The organism is Burkholderia sp. MSMB2157WGS (assembly GCF_001532755.1).
In the GTDB taxonomy this organism is placed as follows: Bacteria; Pseudomonadota; Gammaproteobacteria; order Burkholderiales; family Burkholderiaceae; genus Burkholderia.
Map to the genome: position 1 here is coordinate 291,671 of NZ_LPJG01000025.1, position 15,624 is coordinate 307,294.

A 15,624-nucleotide genomic window follows, 5' to 3' on the forward strand; every position below is an offset into this window, starting at 1 on the left:
GCTCCCGAGCAGGCGCGCCCCCATTACAGCGACCCCTGGAATTCGAGCACGCGCGTCTTGAATTCGTCGGGCACGGCCAGGGTCGTGTTGTTCGCGTAATCGAACATCACGTGCGTCGACACGCCGCGCGCGACGATGGTCTGGTCGTCGCGCTCCATCAGGTGTTCGAGATCGAAGCTCTTGCTGCCGAAGCGCACGATGCTCGAGCGAACGGTCAGGTTGTCGCCGAACTGGGCGGGCGCGAGGTATTCGCACTGTGTCTTCACCATGATGTGCGGCAGTTTCTCGCTGCGCGGCAGGCCGAGCAGGTCGAACATGTAGCAGAGATACGAATGCTGCAGATAGTCGTAATAGACGGGACTGCTCACATGCCCCATCGAATCCGTATCGCGATACTTGACGTGAATGGGGGTTTCGTAATGTCGTTTCGACATGATGACTCTCCGCAATGACTGGGTTGATTTATATTTTCAAGCCCGAATGGCCTGTCGGGCATCCGAAAATTAATCGAACGACTATCTGGCCGCCACTATCAGAACGAATAGCGAAGCTTGGTAAAAATGCCGTACGTGCGTGCATTGCCGCGCAACAATCGCATCCGCGTTTTCAAATGAAAACCGAATGAACGCTCCATTCCACGCCCCGATAACAGCAAATTGCCGGACCCCCGATTATCGAATCCGACGCTTATTCTTCACATTCATAAGGTTATGAATTAGATACTGATAACTATGTTAGTTGCGCGCCGAAAGCACCATTCAATACAGTCGCGCTGTAGTAAAAAGTCTCGTTAATTATCGACAGGAGGGCAGTCCCCATGCATGCAAACGCCTGGACGACAAACCGCGACGCCGTGCTGCGCTTGCCGTCCCCTGCGGATCTGGCCGACGCACTGCCGCCGGCGTGGCGCGCGTCGCGCACCGTTCATACGACCCGCCGCGCGATCGTCGACGTGCTCGACGGCACGGACGACCGGCTCGTGGTCATCGCCGGCCCGTGCTCGATACACGATCCGGACGCCGCACGCGACTACGCGGCGCGGCTCGCGCTGCAACGCGCGCGCTTTGCGGACGAACTGGAAATCGTGATGCGGGTGTATTTCGAGAAACCGCGCACGACGGTCGGCTGGAAGGGGTTGATCAACGATCCGCTGCTGGACGGCAGCGACCGGATCGACGTCGGACTGCACACGGCCCGCGCGTTGCTGTGCGACATCAACGGCGCGGAAATGCCGGCCGCGACCGAGTTGCTCGATCCGCTGTCGCCGCGCTACCTGGCCGATCTGGTCGCGTGGGGCGCGATCGGCGCGCGCACCGTGGAGTCGCAGGTGCATCGCGAGCTGGCGTCGTCGCTGCCGATCCCGATCGGCTTCAAGAACGGTACCGACGGCAATGTCCAGATCGCCGTCGATGCGATGCGCGCGGCCGCGCACGCGCACCGCTTCCTGTCGATCGATACGGGCGGCCGGCTATGCGCGGCCGCGTCGTCCGGCAATCCGCATACGCACGTCGTGCTGCGCGGCGGCCGCGAGCCGAATTTCGACGCGGCCGCCGTGAATGCCGCATGCGAGCGCATGACGGCCGCGCACCTCGCACCGCGCGTGATGATCGACGTCAGTCACGGCAACAGCCGCCGCCAGTACCGGAATCAGCTCGCGGTCGGCGCGGAAGTCGCCGCGCAGGTGGCGGCCGGCGATACGCGCATCGTCGGCGTGCTGATCGAGTCGAACCTGATCGAAGGGCGGCAGGATCTCGTGCCCGGCGTACCGCTGCGCTATGGGCAGAGCATCACGGACGCGTGCCTGTCGTTCGCCGATACCGCACAGCTGTTCGAGACGCTCGCGCACGCCGTCCGTACGCGGCGACGCGGCCACGCGCTGCCGCTCGGCGCCGAGTTCGCTCACGAGCCGCTGCTCGCCTGCTGCGCGTGAACGGCCCGGCGCGACGCGCTCAGATGGCGGCTTCGTCATGGATCCGCGTCGCGTCGCCGGCCCACGCGTCGCGATAGCGGGCCAGCCAGTGTTCGGCCTGGGTCGGCGCGCCGGCGACGATCTCGTCGAGCGGCGCGAGATACATCGATTCATCGCGGCCGGCCGCATCGATGCGCGCCCGCGCGCGCAGGCCGCGATGCGCGATCGCGAGCGCATCGGCCGCGATCGCGCGCAATGACCGGCCGTCGACCGGCGTATCGAGCCCGGTACGCGGCACGTCGCGACGCAGCGTAAGCAAGGTGCCGCGGTCGATCGCGGCAGCCAGCGTCCCGGCGTCCGACAGCGCGGCCGGATCGTACAGCAGGCCGGTCCAGAACGCGGACAGTGCGACCATCATGTCGGGCGAGCCGGCATCGGCGCCGCGCATCTCGAGATAGCGCTTCAGCCGTACCTCGGTGAACACCGTCGTCAGATGGTCCGCGAAATCGCCCAGCGTCGGCGTCTCGCCTTCGAGATGCGGAATGCGCCGCCGCATGAAATCGCGGAACGTGTGCCCGGTCGCATCCGCATAACGATCGCCGCGCCGCACGAAATACATCGGCACGTTGTCGAGCAGCCAGTTCACGTAGCGCTCGAAGCCGAAGCTGCGCGACAGGAACAGCGCGGGCACGCCGCAGCGATCCTCGTCGGTATCGAGCCACGTGTGCGCACGCGTCGACAACAGGCCCGACGGGCGGCCGTCGCGGAACGGCGAATTCGCGAACAGCGCGGTCGCGACCGGCTGCAACGCGAGCGCGACGCGCATCTTGCGCGCCATGTCGCTTTCCGATGCGAAATCGAGGTTGACCTGCACGGTGCAGGTGCGCTGCATCATGTCGAGCCCGCGCGTGCCGACGCGCGGCATGTAGCGCCGCATGATCGCGTAGCGCTGCTTCGGCATCCACGGCAGCGCGTCGCGCGACAGGTGAGGGTGAAAGCCGAGCGGCACGCAGCGCAGGCCGAGCGGATCGCATGCCGCACGGGCCGCGGCGAGGTGCGCATGCAGTTCGGCATGCGTGTCGTGCAGCGTATCGAGTGGCGCACCCGACAGTTCGAGCTGGCCGGCCGGCTCGAGCGAGATCGCGGCGCCGTCGCGCTGAATCACGCCGACGGTCTGCCCGGCATCGACGATCGGCGTCCCGTCGCCGCGCAGCCGCGCCAGCACCGCGGCGATGCCGGACGGCCCTTCATAGCGCGCAGCCGCGTACGTCGCGCGGGAAACGACGAACTTCTCGTGCTCGGTACCGATCCGGAACTGCGCGGCCGGCTTGCAGCCGGCGGCCAGATGATCGGCGAGCTGCTGCTCGGAGACGATCGGCGTGTTGTCCGATCCGACGGCATTCGACATCGACACCCTCCACAGGTCACATTGGGCGACCGACCGGCCGGTCGCACGGCGACTATAGCGACGTCGATGCGCGCGCAGTACTGGCAGGGGTGATAGGGGCCGTGCGGCATTACGGCTGCTTGCGCTTCGCGAAGTAATGGGCAGGCGAATCGCCGAACGCGCGACGGAACATCGCGATGAAATTGCTCGGCGTCGCATAGCCGAGCGCGTCCGCGATGTTGGCGACGCTGTCGCCGTTCGCCAGACGTTCGAGCGCATGCGTGAGCCGCGCCTGTTGCCGCCACTGCGCGAAGCTCGTGCCGGTTTCCGCGACGAACAGCCGGCTCAGCGTGCGGGCGGACAGCCCGGCCCATTCGGCCCACGCGTCGAGCGTACGGCCGTCGTGCGGCTGCCCGAGGATCGCGTTGGCGATCCGCAGCAACCGCCGGTCGTGCGGCATCGGCAAGTGCAGCGGTTCGTGCGGCGCGCGGCGCATCTCGTCGAGCAGCACGACGCTCATGCGCGCCTGCTCGATGTCGAGCCGATCCTGGTCGGCCCACGACACCGCGCGCCGCACGAGTGCGCGCATCAGTTCGGTGATCGCGATCACGCACGGCTGATCGGGCATCCGGCGGCTCGCGGCCGGTGCGATCACGACGCTCCAGCCGCTCAACGCACCGCTGATGCTGACCTTGTGCTGCTCTCCCGGCGGAATCCAGCCCGCGCGATGCGGCGGCAGCAGCCACGAACCGTGCGGCGTGCGCACGTGCGCGAACCCGCTTTCGACGCAGAACACCTGGCCGCGCAGATGGCTGTGCCAGTCGACCTCTCGCGTGCCGAGCTGGTAGGCGTTGCTGCCGTCGTCCTCGCCCCAGACGGCGATCAGTGACGGGCCGTCCGCGCGTTCGCTCGGATCGGCGTTGGCGCGCTGCACTGCGCGGGCGGGAGAAGCGTCTCGGATGGGCATGGCCGGAATTCATTATTTTTTGTCTAAACAACATTATCAGCTTTGCCCGCGAGCGTCCAACAATGCGAGTCGTGTTCAAACCCAAACGAAGCAGAGGAACGCGATGCATGCAGCACTTGCTCCCTCGCCACGCGATGCCGTCACGCTGCGCACCTTGTCGCGCATGGCCGTCGCCGTGGCGCTCGCCTTGCTAGGCGCCTGCGCGAGCCGCGACGGGCTCGCGCCCGCCGGCACGCTGCGCGGCGCCGATACGCTCGCCGCATCGCGCAGCCTCGCGCATGCGCCGGCCGGCGACTGGCCGGCCGCCGACTGGTGGGTTGCGCTGAACGATGCGCAACTGAATGCGCTGATCGACGAAGCGCTTGCCGGCAATCCCGATCTCGCGACCGCCGATGCGCGTGCGCGCGAGGCGCAGGCGCTCGTGATCGAAGCGCAGGCCGCCCGGCTGCCGCACCTCGTCGGCCGTGCAAGCGCGAAAGGCGAGCGAACGTCCGGCACGCAATTCTCGGCGGGTGAGGGCGGCGGTTTCTTCAGCCACACGCGCGAGATCAATCTCGGCCTGAGCTGGGATCTCGATCTGTGGGGCGGCCGCCGCGCGGCGTGGGAAGCCGCGCTCGGCGAAGCGCGGGCCGCACGGATCGATGCGCGGGCCGCGCGCGTGCTGCTGTCCGTCAACGTCGCGCGGGCCTACGTGAATCTCGCCTATGCGTTCGATCAGCAGGACGTCGCGCAGGCCGAATACGACCGCGCCGACGAAGCGCTGTCGCTGACGCGGCAGCGTGTCACGAAAGGCATCGACAACGTCGCGCAGCAGCGCCAGGCGGAAAGCGAAGTCGCGACCGCGATGCGCGAACAGGCACGCGCGGCCCAGGCGGTCGACAGCGCGCGCATCGCGCTCGCGATCCTGCTCGGCGCAGGTCCCGATCGCGGCCTCGCGCTCGCGCGGCCTGCGCCGCTGCCCGCCGCCGCGCTCGCGGTGCCGGCCGACTTGCCGGCCGCGCTGCTCGGCCGGCGCGCCGATCTCGTCGCCGCACGCTGGCGGGTGGAGGCCGCGAGCCGCAACGTCGAGGCCGCCCGCGCGGACTTCCTGCCCGACGTGAGTCTCACCGCGCTGATCGGTCTTGCAACGCGCGGCGGCGCATCGCTGTTCCAGGCCGCCTCGCGCACCTACAACGTCAGCCCGGCCGTGAGCCTGCCGATCTTCGACGGCGGCGAACGGCGCGGCGTGCTGCGCAAGCGCGACGCGCAATACGACGTCGCGGTCGCCAGCTACAACAAGACGCTGATCGGCGCGATCGGCGAGGTGGCCGACGATCTGCACCGGTTGCATGCGCTCGCCGTGCAGGCCGATGCGCAACAGCGCGCGTTCGATGCCGCCACCGACGCATGGCGGCTCGCGGACGCGCGCTACCGGGCCGGCGTCGGCAGTTACCTCGACGCGCTCGTCGTGCGCCAGCAGCTCTTGATCGCGAGTCGCGAAGTCGCCGCGTTGCGCGCCCAGCGCGCGGACCAGTCGCTGCAGCTCGTTGCAGCCCTCGGCGGCGGCTTTCGCGCCGAGCCCGACGACGTTGCGCTTGCCGCCACGCCTTCCAACCGTCCTTGATATCGAACCATGAGCAGCGACAACACCCTGCAGACTCCCGCGCGGCCCGCAGCCGCCGATCCCGCCAGTGCCCGCCAGCACCCGTCGGCCGACCACACCGGTGCGCCACGCGCGCCAGGTGGGGCGGACGCCCGCACGCAACCGGCGCCGGGCGGCGCCGCATCGGCCACACCGCCGCCCGCCAGACGCAAGCATCTCGTACGTGCGCTCGTCGCCGCGTTCGCGGTCGGCATCGCCGGGTGGGGTATCTGGTACGGAATCGTCGGCCGCTGGTACGAGTCCACCGACAACGCGTACGCGCAAGGCAACGTCGTCGAGCTGACGCCGCAGGTGACGGGCACCGTCGTGTCGATCGACGCGGACGACGGCGACCTCGTCCGCGCCGGCACGCCGCTCGTCCGTCTCGACGCGAGCGACGCGCAGATCGCGCTCGCGGCCGCGCAGGCCGATCTCGCGGCCACCGTGCGCAAGGTGCGCGGCCTGTACAGCAACGAGCGCGGGCTCGCGAACAGCATCGACGGCGCACGCGCCGACCTGGACGCGCGGCGCACCGCGCTCGACAAGGCAAGGGCCGACTACCGGCGCCGCGAGGATCTCGGCCGCTCCGGCGCGATCTCGCGCGAGGAGCTCGCCCATGCGCTCGACACGCTGACGTCCGCGCAAAGCGCGTACGCCGCCGCGCAAAGCGCGCTCGCGACCTTGAGCGAACAGCACCAGACGAGCAAGGCGCTCGTCGACGACACCGCGGTCGCATCGCATCCCGACGTGCAAGCCGCGGCGTCGCGGTTGCGCGCCGCCTATCTTGCCCGTGCGCGCACCGACATCGTCGCGCCCGTCACCGGCTACGTCGCCAAGCGCACGGTGCAGGTCGGGCAGCGCGTGTCGCCCGGCGTGCCGCTGCTCGCGGTCGTACCGCTGCGCGAGCTGTGGGTCGACGCGAACTTCACCGAAAAACAGCTCGAGCACATGCGGATCGGGCAACCGGTCGAACTGACGGCCGACCTGTACGGCGACGCCGTGCGGTATACGGGCCGCGTGCAGAGCCTCGGTGTCGGCACCGGCAGCGCGTTTTCGCTGCTGCCCGCGCAGAACGCGACCGGCAACTGGATCAAGATCGTGCAGCGATTGCCGGTGCGCATCGAACTGACGGATCCGTCGCAACTCGACGCGCATCCGCTGCGCATCGGCCTGTCGATGCATGCGCGCGTCGACCAGCACGACCGTAGCGGCGCGATGCTGTCGCGTCGCGAGCAGGATTCGCCGGTGTTTCGGACCGACGTGTACCGCGGCGAGCTCGCGCGCGCCGACAGCCTGATCGCGGACATCGTGCATGCGAACCTGCCGGCGGCGGTGCGTGCGGAGCGTGTGCGATGAGCGGCCCGATGCCGGCCGCGGACGCCGGCTTTCGTCCGTCGAGCGTCGCGCTGACGACGTTCGGCCTCGCGCTCGCGGTGTTCATGCAGGTGCTCGACGGCACCGTCGCGAACGTCTCGCTGCCGACGATCGCCGGCAACTTCGGCGTCAGCACGACGCAGAGCGCATGGGTCGTCACGACGTTCTCGGTCAGCAATGCGATCGCCTTGCCGTTGACCGGGTTTCTCGTCAAGCGCGTCGGACAAGTGCGGTTGTTCGTGTGGGCGACGCTGGCGTTCACGTTCGCGTCGCTGCTGTGCGGCCTCGCGCAGAACCTGCCGCAGCTCGTCGCGTTCCGCGCGCTGCAGGGCCTCGTGGCCGGCCCGATGATCCCGACCACCCAGGCGCTGATGCTGTCGATCTACCCGCCGCAGCGGCGCGGCTTCGCGCTGTCGATGATCGCGATGGTCACCGTCGTCGCGCCGATCGCCGGCCCCGTGTTCGGCGGCTGGGTGACGGAACATTACTCGTGGCGCTGGGCGTTCCTGATCAATCTTCCGATCGGCGTATTCGCCGCGATGTGCGTGTTCGCGCAGATGCGCGCGCGCGTCGAGACGACGGTCGCCGCGCGCGTCGATTATGTCGGTCTCGCCGCGCTCGTCGTCGGCGTCGGCGCGCTGCAGATCGTGCTCGACAAGGGTAACGAGGCCGACTGGTTCAACTCGACGTTCATCGTCGTGATGTCCGTGGTCGCCGCGTTCGGGATCCTGCTGTTCCTGATCTGGGAGCTCAACGAGCCGAACCCGATCGTGAACCTGCGGCTGTTCGCGCATCGCAACTTCGCGGCCGGCACGCTGACGCTCGTGCTCGCGTACTCGGCGTTCTTCGCGGTCAACGTGATCGTGCCGCAGTGGCTGCAGCGCACGCTCGGCTATACGGCGTTCTGGGCCGGGCTGGCCGTCGCGCCGATGGGCGTGATCCCCGTGCTGATGACGCCGTTCATGGGCAAGTACGCGCCGCGCTTCAACATGCGCGTGCTCGTGTGCTGCGCGTTCGCGATCCTCGGTACGTCGTCGTTCCTGCGCGCGGGCTTCGTGCCCGACGTCGACTTCACGCACATCGCGCTGATCCAGTTGCTGCAGGGCCTCGGCCTCGCGCTGTTCATCATGCCGATCAACAGCATCCTGCTGTCCGACCTGAAGCCGGACGAAATCGCCGCGGGCTCCGGCCTGTCGACGTTCCTGCGTACGCTCGGCGCGAGCTTCGCCGTGTCGATCACGTCGTTCCTGTGGGACCGGCGCGCGATCCTGCATCACGCGCAGCTCAGCGAACACGTGAGCAAGTTCGATCCGTCCGTTCGCGCCGAGCTCGCGCAGCTCGGCGGCGGCGATCCGCAACGCGCGGCGGCGCTGCTCGGCAACCTGGTCGATGCGCAGGCGTACCAGATTTCGTTCAACGACGTGTCGTTCGCGCTCGGTTGCGTGTATCTCGCCGTGATCGCGGTGGTGTGGCTCGCCCGCCCGCCGTTCGGCCCCGGCGCCGCCGCCAAACGATGAAGCGAGTGCTGCGCGGCCCGTTCCGACCCATGCTGTTCAATTCGATGGAGATTGACCCGATGCCTACCCACCACGCCGGAAATACGCCGCCCGCACTGGCGACGCTCGCCGTATTCGACGTCGCGGAATTTCCGCTCGTCGTCGTGCGCAACGATGCAATCGCATCCCGCGGCTACGCACAACGCTGGCTCGACGACATGCACGCGCTGATGCGGCACGGCGAGCCGTTTGTCATGATCTTTCCGCCGGCCCGCCCCGACGAGCCGCACGACGACCGCAAGGAGCGCGGCATGTGGCTCAAGCAGAACCGCGCCGCGCTCGCCGCGGTCTGCCGCGCGCTCGTGTCGGTCGAACCGGACCCGAACGAGCGTGAAGCGGCCATCGCCAACGCGTCCGGCATCGAAAAGGCGTTCGGGATTCCGTTCGACGTCGCGGCTTCGCTGGATGACGCGAAGCAGGCGGGTCGGCGACGACTGACCGAGGCGGTCTAGCGCGGCCCGTTCGCGCGCAACACCTCGAACCGGTTGCGCAAGTCCGCCTGATTGAAGATTTCAACGAATAAACGGGGTGGCTTGTATGAAAGGACTGGATTGTCTGAAATGGTTGGTACCCGGCGACACGGACGCGTCATGGCAGCGGATGACCGACGCGGCCGCCGGCATGGGATTCGACAAGGTCGTACTGATCGTGTTGCCGTTTACCGGCGCATCGTTCGATCTCGCGCGCAAGTGGAGCAGCGGCGTGCCGGGCTGGACGGCGCTGTACCGGCAGCGGCAGTTCGACCGCATCGACCCGATGCTGCAGCATTGCTTTCGTTCGGCGCTGCCGCTCGTCTGGGACGACGCGCTGTTCGGATTGCCCGGGCAACGGCCGTGCTACGAAGCGGCGGCCGCGTACGGCATGCGCAGCGGCGTCGTGCTGCCCGTGCGCGGCCCGAAGGGGGAGGTCGGCATGCTGTCGTGCGCAAGCGCGGACGATCTCGCCGCCACGCGCGAGCGCTGCGACCGGCATCTGGCCGCGCTTACGCTGTTGCGCGACATCGCATGCGAAGCGATCGCCGGCACGCGCTGCCACGCACCGCCCGACAGCGTGCCGCGCCTCAGCCGGCGGGAGGTCGAGTGTCTGCGCTGGCATGCGGCCGGCAAGACCTCGTGGGAAATCGGCCACATCCTGAACGTGACCGAGTCGTGCATCAACTTCCACTTCATGAACATTCGCCGCAAGTTCAACGTGTCACGTCGGCACGAAGCCGTGCTGCGCGCGGTCGAGTGGGGGCTGATCAGCATCTCCGACGTGACGGTGCCGACCTGATGCCGGCGTCTCGTCGAGCCAACGGTCGAGAAACGCGCTGAGCCACGCGGCCGTCGAGCGGTCGTGGCGGCAGCCTTCGCTCGCCTGCGTCGCGAGATCCTGCGCGCCGGGCGCCGCGAGCTTGTGCGCGGCGGCCGTGCTCCAGCGCCGCATCATCGGATAGCTCACTTCCGGATGGAACTGGACACCGTACGCGCACGGCCCGTAACGGACGGCCTGGTTCTCGAAATGCTCGCCCGTCGCGAGAATCTCGAGCCCGGCAACGCGCTCGAAGCCCTCGCGATGCCACTGGTACACGTGCGACGGCCATGAACCGAGCCGCCGGCCGGCCGGCGTCGCGGCGATCGGCCAGTAGCCGATTTCCGCGCGTCCGTCCCGATGTGCGCTCACGCGACCGCCCAGATGGCGGATCATCATCTGCGCGCCGAGGCAGACGCCGAGAAACGGCGCCGCCTCGCGCAGCGGCACGCCGATCCAGTCGATCTCGTCGCGGATCCAGCGATCGCCGTCATTGGCGCTCATCGGGCCGCCGAACACCACGGCGCCGGCATGGTCGGCGAGCGTCGTCGGCAACGGATCGCCGAGCGGCGGACGGCGGATGTCGAGCGGATGGCCGCGCGCGGCGAGCAGCCGGCCGATCCGGCCGGGGCTCGACTGTTCGCGATGCAGCACGATCAGGATCGGACGAAGTGCGGAGTGCGTCATGTCGTGTGGTCGGTAGAAGAGTCGGTAGAAGATCAGCCCGGCTGGCCGCGCAACGCTTCGAACGACACCATCACCTGTTCGCGGTAGGCGGGCCGTCGGCACAGGCGGGCGTACCAGGCCTCGACGTGCGGCAGCGGCGGCCGCTCGACGTCGAGCGAGAAATAGCGGAACAGCGTCGCGCCGGCCGGAATGTCGGCCAAGCCCGGCGTCGCGCCGCCGAGAAACGGCTGGGTCGACAGCAGCCGGTCGAGCAGCCGGTAATGCATGGCGCTGCGCGCGGCCTTGTCGCGCACGATCGCATCGTCGCGCCGCTCCGGTGGCGTTCGCACGAGTGCCCAGAACAATCCGGTCATCACGTCGGGTTCGAGCGCGGTCTGCGACCAGTCCATCCAGCGCTCCGCGCGCGAACGTGCGAACGTGTCGCGACACCAGAACGGATTGTTCGGCACCCGCGCGGCCAGATAGCGCAGGATCGTGTGCGACTCCCATACGACGTCGCCGTCCCAGTCGATCACCGGAATCCGGCAGGTCGGATTCAGCGCCGCGAACGCGGGCGTCTGCAGCGAGCCGTGCTCGCCGCCGACCGGAATATGCCGGTAGGGCAGGCCGAGCTCGCCGATCAGCCACAACACCTTCTGCACGTTGAACGACGTGCGGCGGCCCCAGACGGTCAGCATCGCGACGCATCCTCGCAGGCGGCGATCGACGCGCATGCCGCGTAGCGATCGAGGCCAGCCGCCAGGTCGGCGATCAGGTCGTCCGGATCCTCGAGCCCGATGTGCAGGCGCACGCCGCGGCTGCCGGACGGCCAGCGCGCCGCGAGGCCGTGCGCATCCAGCTCGAACGGCAGCGCGAGACTCTCGTAGCCGCCCCACGAATAGCCGAGCCCGAACAGCGTCAGGTGATCGAGCAACGCGTCGATCGCGTGCGCGGGAGCCGGCTGCAGCACGACCGAGAACAGCCCCGACGCGCCACGGAAATCGCGGCGCCACAGCGCGTGCCCGTCGTCGCCCGGCAAGGCCGGATACAGCACGCGCTGCACCTCGGGACGCCCGTCGAGCCAGCTCGCGACCGCGAGCGCGTTGCGCTGGTGCTGCCGTAACCGCACGCCGAGGGTGCGCAACCCGCGCAGCGCGAGATACACGTCGTCGGGGCCCGCGCACAGCCCGAGATCGCCATGCAGTTGCTTCAACGCGGGCCACGCGCGCGCGCTGGCCGACACCGTGCCGAGCATCGCATCCGAGTGCCCGACCAGATACTTGGTGGCGGCCTGGATCGACAGGTCGATCCCGAACGCATGCGGCTGAAAGAACAGCGGCGTGGCCCAGCTGTTGTCCGCGATGACCTGGGCGCCGTGTGCGTGCGCGAGCCGCACGAGGGCAGGGATGTCGTGCATGTCGAACGTGTAGGACCCGGGCACTTCGACGTACAGCGCGCGCGTGTTCGGACGAAACGCGGCTGCGACGGACGTGCTGCCGCCGTACCACGTCGTCTCGACGCCGAGCCGCGCAAGCACGCCTTCGCATGCGTGACGCACCGGGCCGTAGACCGATGCGGTCATCAGCAGATGGTCGCCAGGCTTCAGGCACGAGAGCAGCGCGAGCGTGCACGCGGACAGGCCCGACGGGCACAGCACCGCGCCGGCTCCCCCCTCGAGGCTCGTCACCGCGCGCTCGAGCGCTTCGGTCGTCGGCGTGCCGCGACGGCCGTAGATATACGGCTGCGTGCGGTTCAGCAGATCCGACACCGTCGGGCTGAGCACGGTCGACGCATGGTAGACGGGCGGATTGACGAAGCCGTGCCACGCGGCGCTGTCGCGGCCCGCGTGCGCGAGCCGCGTGTCGTCGTGCAGGCGGTCATGCATGCCGTCGCGCGGCAGCGACGGCGGTTCGGCGGACATCACGGCCATAGCGCACACCGTTCCCAGCGCGCGCCGGCGCGACGGTAAGCCTGCCGCGCGAAACGGCGCGAACTGTCGGCCCGCCAGAACTCGACTTCGTCGGGCGCCAGCGCATACAGGTGCCAGTCCTCCGACACGAGCGCGGGATCGGCGGCCAGACGCTCGAGCTGCGCGTCGATCGCACGCGTCAGGTCGGCGGGATCGTCGAGCCGTTCGCTTTGCCGTCCGGCCAGAATGCTCGCGCGCGACCGCTCGGGGCGCCCCGCGAAATCGGCATGGCCTTCGGCGGCCGGCAACCGCTCGACAGGGCCGCTCAGCCGGATCTGGCTCGCGATCACCGGCCAGTAAAAAGTCAGCGCCGCGAACGGCCGGTTCGCGAGCTGGCGCCCCTTGGGACTGCGCGCGTTCGCCGCGAAATGCCAGCCGCGAGCGTCCACATTCAGCAGCACGACGGACCGCGCATCGGGCCGTCCGTCCGGGTGGACCGTCGACAGCGTCGTTACTTGCGGTTCCAGTGCGCCGGCGGTCACGGCCTCGTCGAGCCAGCGTTCGAACTGCGCGTGCGGCGTGCCGGCCCAGTTGTCGGTCGCCACGTGCGGCGCAGCGTGGGCGAGCGTTTTCAGCGCCTTCAGGCGCGTTGCGATCGTATCCATGGCGACACTCATGCGATGCCGAATTGCGTCGCGCGGGCGATCAACCGATGCGCGGCGAGATAGTCGGGGACTTCCGCGAGGAAGCCGTCGACGACGGCGGCGGCAACGCGACGGCCGCCGGAGGCGCGCCGCGCGTGGTCGAACGCGTCGATCACGCGGCGGGCGAGGGCGACTTCGTCGGCCGTCGGCGTCAGTACGCGATTGACGACCGGCACGAACTGCGCGTTGACGATCGCTTTCGCCTGGTAGCCGAGGCCACGCGACACGCGCATGTCGAGTTCAGCACCTTCGTTGTCGGCATAGCTGTACGGGCAGTCGATCGCGGTCACGCCGACCGCCGCGCATTCGACGCGAAAGCGCGAGCGCACGTAGTCGAGCTCGCGACCCGCACGGGTGCGCTCGGCGCCCATGTCGGCCACCATGTCCTCGGTCGCGACGAGCACGGCCGATACACGCGGGCTCGAGCGCGCGATCGCCATCGTGTTCACGAGACCGAGCGTCGTCTCGACGTTCGGCACGAGCTCGGTCGAGCCCGGCGCGATGCCGTACTCGCGCTCGAAACGTGTGACGGCTTCGTCGAGCGCGACGACCTGCTCGGGCGTCGCGACGTACGACATCATCACGATGTCCGGGCGCCCGCGCATCGCGGCGCGCAGGTCGTCGATGCCGCCCGCGTCGAGCGGATTCACGCGCACGGACGCCAGCACGCCGGCATCGCGCCAGCCCGCGAGCACCCGCTCGCTCAGTTCGCGCGCGGCCGGGCGCCGGTCGGGAGGAGTAAAGGTTTCCAGTTCCTGGATCAGGACGTCCGCACCGCTCGCGGTGCCGTCAACGAGCGCATCGTGATCGGCGCCGGCGAGAAACAGCCAGGAGCGGCGCAGGCGGGAAGGGCGTCGGTTCGTCGGTGTCATGCGTGGTTTCCTGTAGGGCGCGTGGTACGCGTGGCGATGGCGCGGGCGATCAGCCGGCGCGCATCATCTGGTTGAAGATGTTCTTGCGATGCATTTCCTCGGTGCCGCCGACGCTCATGAAGCCCAGCGCGTCCGAGGCGAACGCGGCCACCGGCCCGGCCTGGTAGCCGAGGCTGCCGTACAGCCGCACGAGGCCGAGCGCGCTGTCGACGAGATCCTGAGCGCCGACCAGCTTCGCGATCGAGCACGTCATCAACGCTTGCGGATGGTCCGTCAGCAACTGCGCGAGCGCGCCGCGCGCGAGCCACGTGCCGCGCTCGATACCGATCTGCAGGTCCACGAGGCGGCGCTGCACGTACTGATGCGTGTCGATCGTGCTGTCGAAGCTGCGTCGCTCGCGGCAATAGCCGATCGCATCGCGCAGATAGGGCGCCGTCACCTGGGCGGCGACGAGGCCGTAATAGAGACGGCCGAGCGAGATGATGTCGATCAGGTTGCCGAGCCCGGCACCCGGTTCGCCGAGCAGTTGGCCGCGCATGATCGGACAGTCGTCGAAATGCAGCGCGCCGGTGGGCAGGTCGTCGAGGCCGAGCTTGCGGTCGGGCGCGGCCACCGTCATGCCCGGCTGGTCGCGATCGACGATCACGAGCGCGGTGTTGCGCCGACCCGGCGTTTCGATGCGCGTGACGACGAGGATGAAACGCGCAAGCGGTGCATGCGCGATATTGAATTTGCTGCCGGTCAGCCGATAGCCGTCGCCGTGCTCGACGAGCGTCGTCGCGATACTGCGCACGTCGGTGCCGGTGCCCGGCTCGGCAATCGCGGTCGCGCTCAGTTCGCCGCGCAGGATCGCGCCGAAATAGCGGTCCTGCTGCGCCGCCGTGCCATATCGCTCGAGCGCGCGCACCATGCCGGCCTGCGCGATCACCGACAGCAGCAGCGCCGGACGGCGGATCGACGATGCAAGCCCTTCCAGCGCCGCGGAAAAATGCCACCAGCCGTGACCGTCGCCTCCATACGTCTCCGGCACGATCATGTCCCACAATCCTTCGTGCCCGAGCCGCGTCCAGCCGGCTTCGTCGAACCGGGCGGGCGCGTTGCCGTCATGTGCGACGGCGGCGGCGATCCCCGCGCCGATATGGCGAAACCGCGTACGCGTCGCGTGCTGCTCCTGCGTCCAGTCAAATGGCATCTTTCGTGTCTCCGGTCGAAGCGGCGCGGCCTTCGACGGCGCGCCAGTGGTGACGACAAGGTTAAGGGGCCACGGACAGCGCAGGTACTGGCAGTAGTGGTAGTTGCAGGGTGAATGGACGGTTCAGGGGGATCGCGACGGCCCGGGATACGAGGCCGATCGATTCACCGACGCTGG

General features: G+C 68.9%; 15 protein-coding genes. 6 read left to right on the top strand and 9 right to left on the bottom strand.

Going from position 1 to position 15,624, the window contains the following annotated elements:
- Positions 1–23 precede the first annotated feature (23 nt).
- Entirely contained in the window at positions 24–434 is a 411-nt protein-coding gene (locus WT53_RS16285) for a thioesterase family protein (protein WP_034207340.1), read from the bottom strand.
- 383 nt (positions 435–817) lie between these two features.
- Between WT53_RS16285 and WT53_RS16290 the strand changes: the two genes are divergently transcribed.
- Positions 818–1,930 (top strand): 3-deoxy-7-phosphoheptulonate synthase, encoded by a 1,113-nt coding sequence (locus WT53_RS16290; RefSeq protein ID WP_060260624.1) that lies wholly within the window; start codon positions 818–820, stop codon positions 1,928–1,930.
- Between the two features lie 19 nt (positions 1,931–1,949).
- Here the strand turns inward: WT53_RS16290 and WT53_RS16295 are convergent, their stop codons facing one another.
- Positions 1,950–3,317, bottom strand: coding sequence for a glutamate--cysteine ligase (locus WT53_RS16295; RefSeq protein ID WP_060260627.1), 1,368 nt, complete (start codon positions 3,315–3,317; stop codon positions 1,950–1,952).
- 109 nt (positions 3,318–3,426) lie between these two features.
- Positions 3,427–4,263 carry a helix-turn-helix domain-containing protein gene (locus WT53_RS16300; RefSeq protein ID WP_034207342.1) on the bottom strand — a complete coding sequence of 279 codons (837 nt, stop codon included), beginning with the start codon at positions 4,261–4,263 and terminating at the stop codon, positions 3,427–3,429.
- Positions 4,264–4,366: 103 nt separating this feature from the next.
- Between WT53_RS16300 and WT53_RS16305 the strand changes: the two genes are divergently transcribed.
- The 5 genes from WT53_RS16305 to WT53_RS16325 all read left to right on the top strand — a co-directional run bounded on the left by WT53_RS16305 (position 4,367) and on the right by WT53_RS16325 (position 10,086).
- Positions 4,367–5,866 carry an efflux transporter outer membrane subunit gene (locus WT53_RS16305; protein ID WP_052100288.1) on the top strand — a complete coding sequence of 500 codons (1,500 nt, stop codon included), beginning with the start codon at positions 4,367–4,369 and terminating at the stop codon, positions 5,864–5,866.
- A gap of 9 nt (positions 5,867–5,875) precedes the next feature.
- Positions 5,876–7,240, top strand: a complete 1,365-nt coding sequence (locus WT53_RS16310; RefSeq protein WP_060260630.1) for an efflux RND transporter periplasmic adaptor subunit — start codon at positions 5,876–5,878, stop codon at positions 7,238–7,240.
- A complete protein-coding gene (locus WT53_RS16315; RefSeq protein WP_059785818.1) occupies positions 7,237–8,775 on the top strand; it encodes a DHA2 family efflux MFS transporter permease subunit in 1,539 nt (512 codons plus the stop codon). Before WT53_RS16310 ends, WT53_RS16315 begins: the two co-directional genes overlap by 4 nt.
- A gap of 5 nt (positions 8,776–8,780) precedes the next feature.
- On the top strand, positions 8,781–9,266 hold the full coding sequence (locus tag WT53_RS16320) for a hypothetical protein (RefSeq protein WP_230624922.1): 486 nt from the start codon (positions 8,781–8,783) through the stop codon (positions 9,264–9,266).
- A gap of 85 nt (positions 9,267–9,351) precedes the next feature.
- Positions 9,352–10,086: an autoinducer binding domain-containing protein gene (locus WT53_RS16325; RefSeq protein WP_060260633.1), complete on the top strand. Its 735-nt coding sequence runs from the start codon at positions 9,352–9,354 to the stop codon at positions 10,084–10,086.
- Here the strand turns inward: WT53_RS16325 and WT53_RS16330 are convergent.
- The 6 genes from WT53_RS16330 to WT53_RS16355 are packed head-to-tail and all read right to left on the bottom strand — an operon-like array spanning position 10,009 to position 15,447.
- Positions 10,009–10,791, bottom strand: a complete 783-nt coding sequence (locus tag WT53_RS16330; RefSeq protein ID WP_080747774.1) for a glutamine amidotransferase — start codon at positions 10,789–10,791, stop codon at positions 10,009–10,011. The two genes, WT53_RS16325 and WT53_RS16330, sit on opposite strands and share 78 nt — an antisense overlap.
- Before the next feature lie 32 nt (positions 10,792–10,823).
- Positions 10,824–11,468 (bottom strand): glutathione S-transferase family protein, encoded by a 645-nt coding sequence (locus WT53_RS16335; protein ID WP_034207912.1) that lies wholly within the window; start codon positions 11,466–11,468, stop codon positions 10,824–10,826.
- The gene (gene metC / locus WT53_RS16340; RefSeq protein ID WP_059785991.1) at positions 11,462–12,691 is read right to left on the bottom strand and encodes a cystathionine beta-lyase; all 1,230 of its coding nucleotides are present in this window, start codon (positions 12,689–12,691) and stop codon (positions 11,462–11,464) included. Before metC ends, WT53_RS16335 begins: the two co-directional genes overlap by 7 nt.
- The gene (locus tag WT53_RS16345; RefSeq protein ID WP_034207347.1) at positions 12,691–13,344 is read right to left on the bottom strand and encodes a pyridoxal 5'-phosphate synthase; all 654 of its coding nucleotides are present in this window, start codon (positions 13,342–13,344) and stop codon (positions 12,691–12,693) included. Before WT53_RS16345 ends, metC begins: the two co-directional genes overlap by 1 nt.
- 8 nt (positions 13,345–13,352) lie before the next feature.
- Positions 13,353–14,255, bottom strand: coding sequence for a CoA ester lyase (locus WT53_RS16350; protein ID WP_059785824.1), 903 nt, complete (start codon positions 14,253–14,255; stop codon positions 13,353–13,355).
- A 49-nt stretch (positions 14,256–14,304) separates the two neighbouring features.
- Positions 14,305–15,447: an acyl-CoA dehydrogenase family protein gene (locus tag WT53_RS16355; protein ID WP_034207349.1), complete on the bottom strand. Its 1,143-nt coding sequence runs from the start codon at positions 15,445–15,447 to the stop codon at positions 14,305–14,307.
- Between the last annotated feature and the right edge of the window lie 177 nt (positions 15,448–15,624).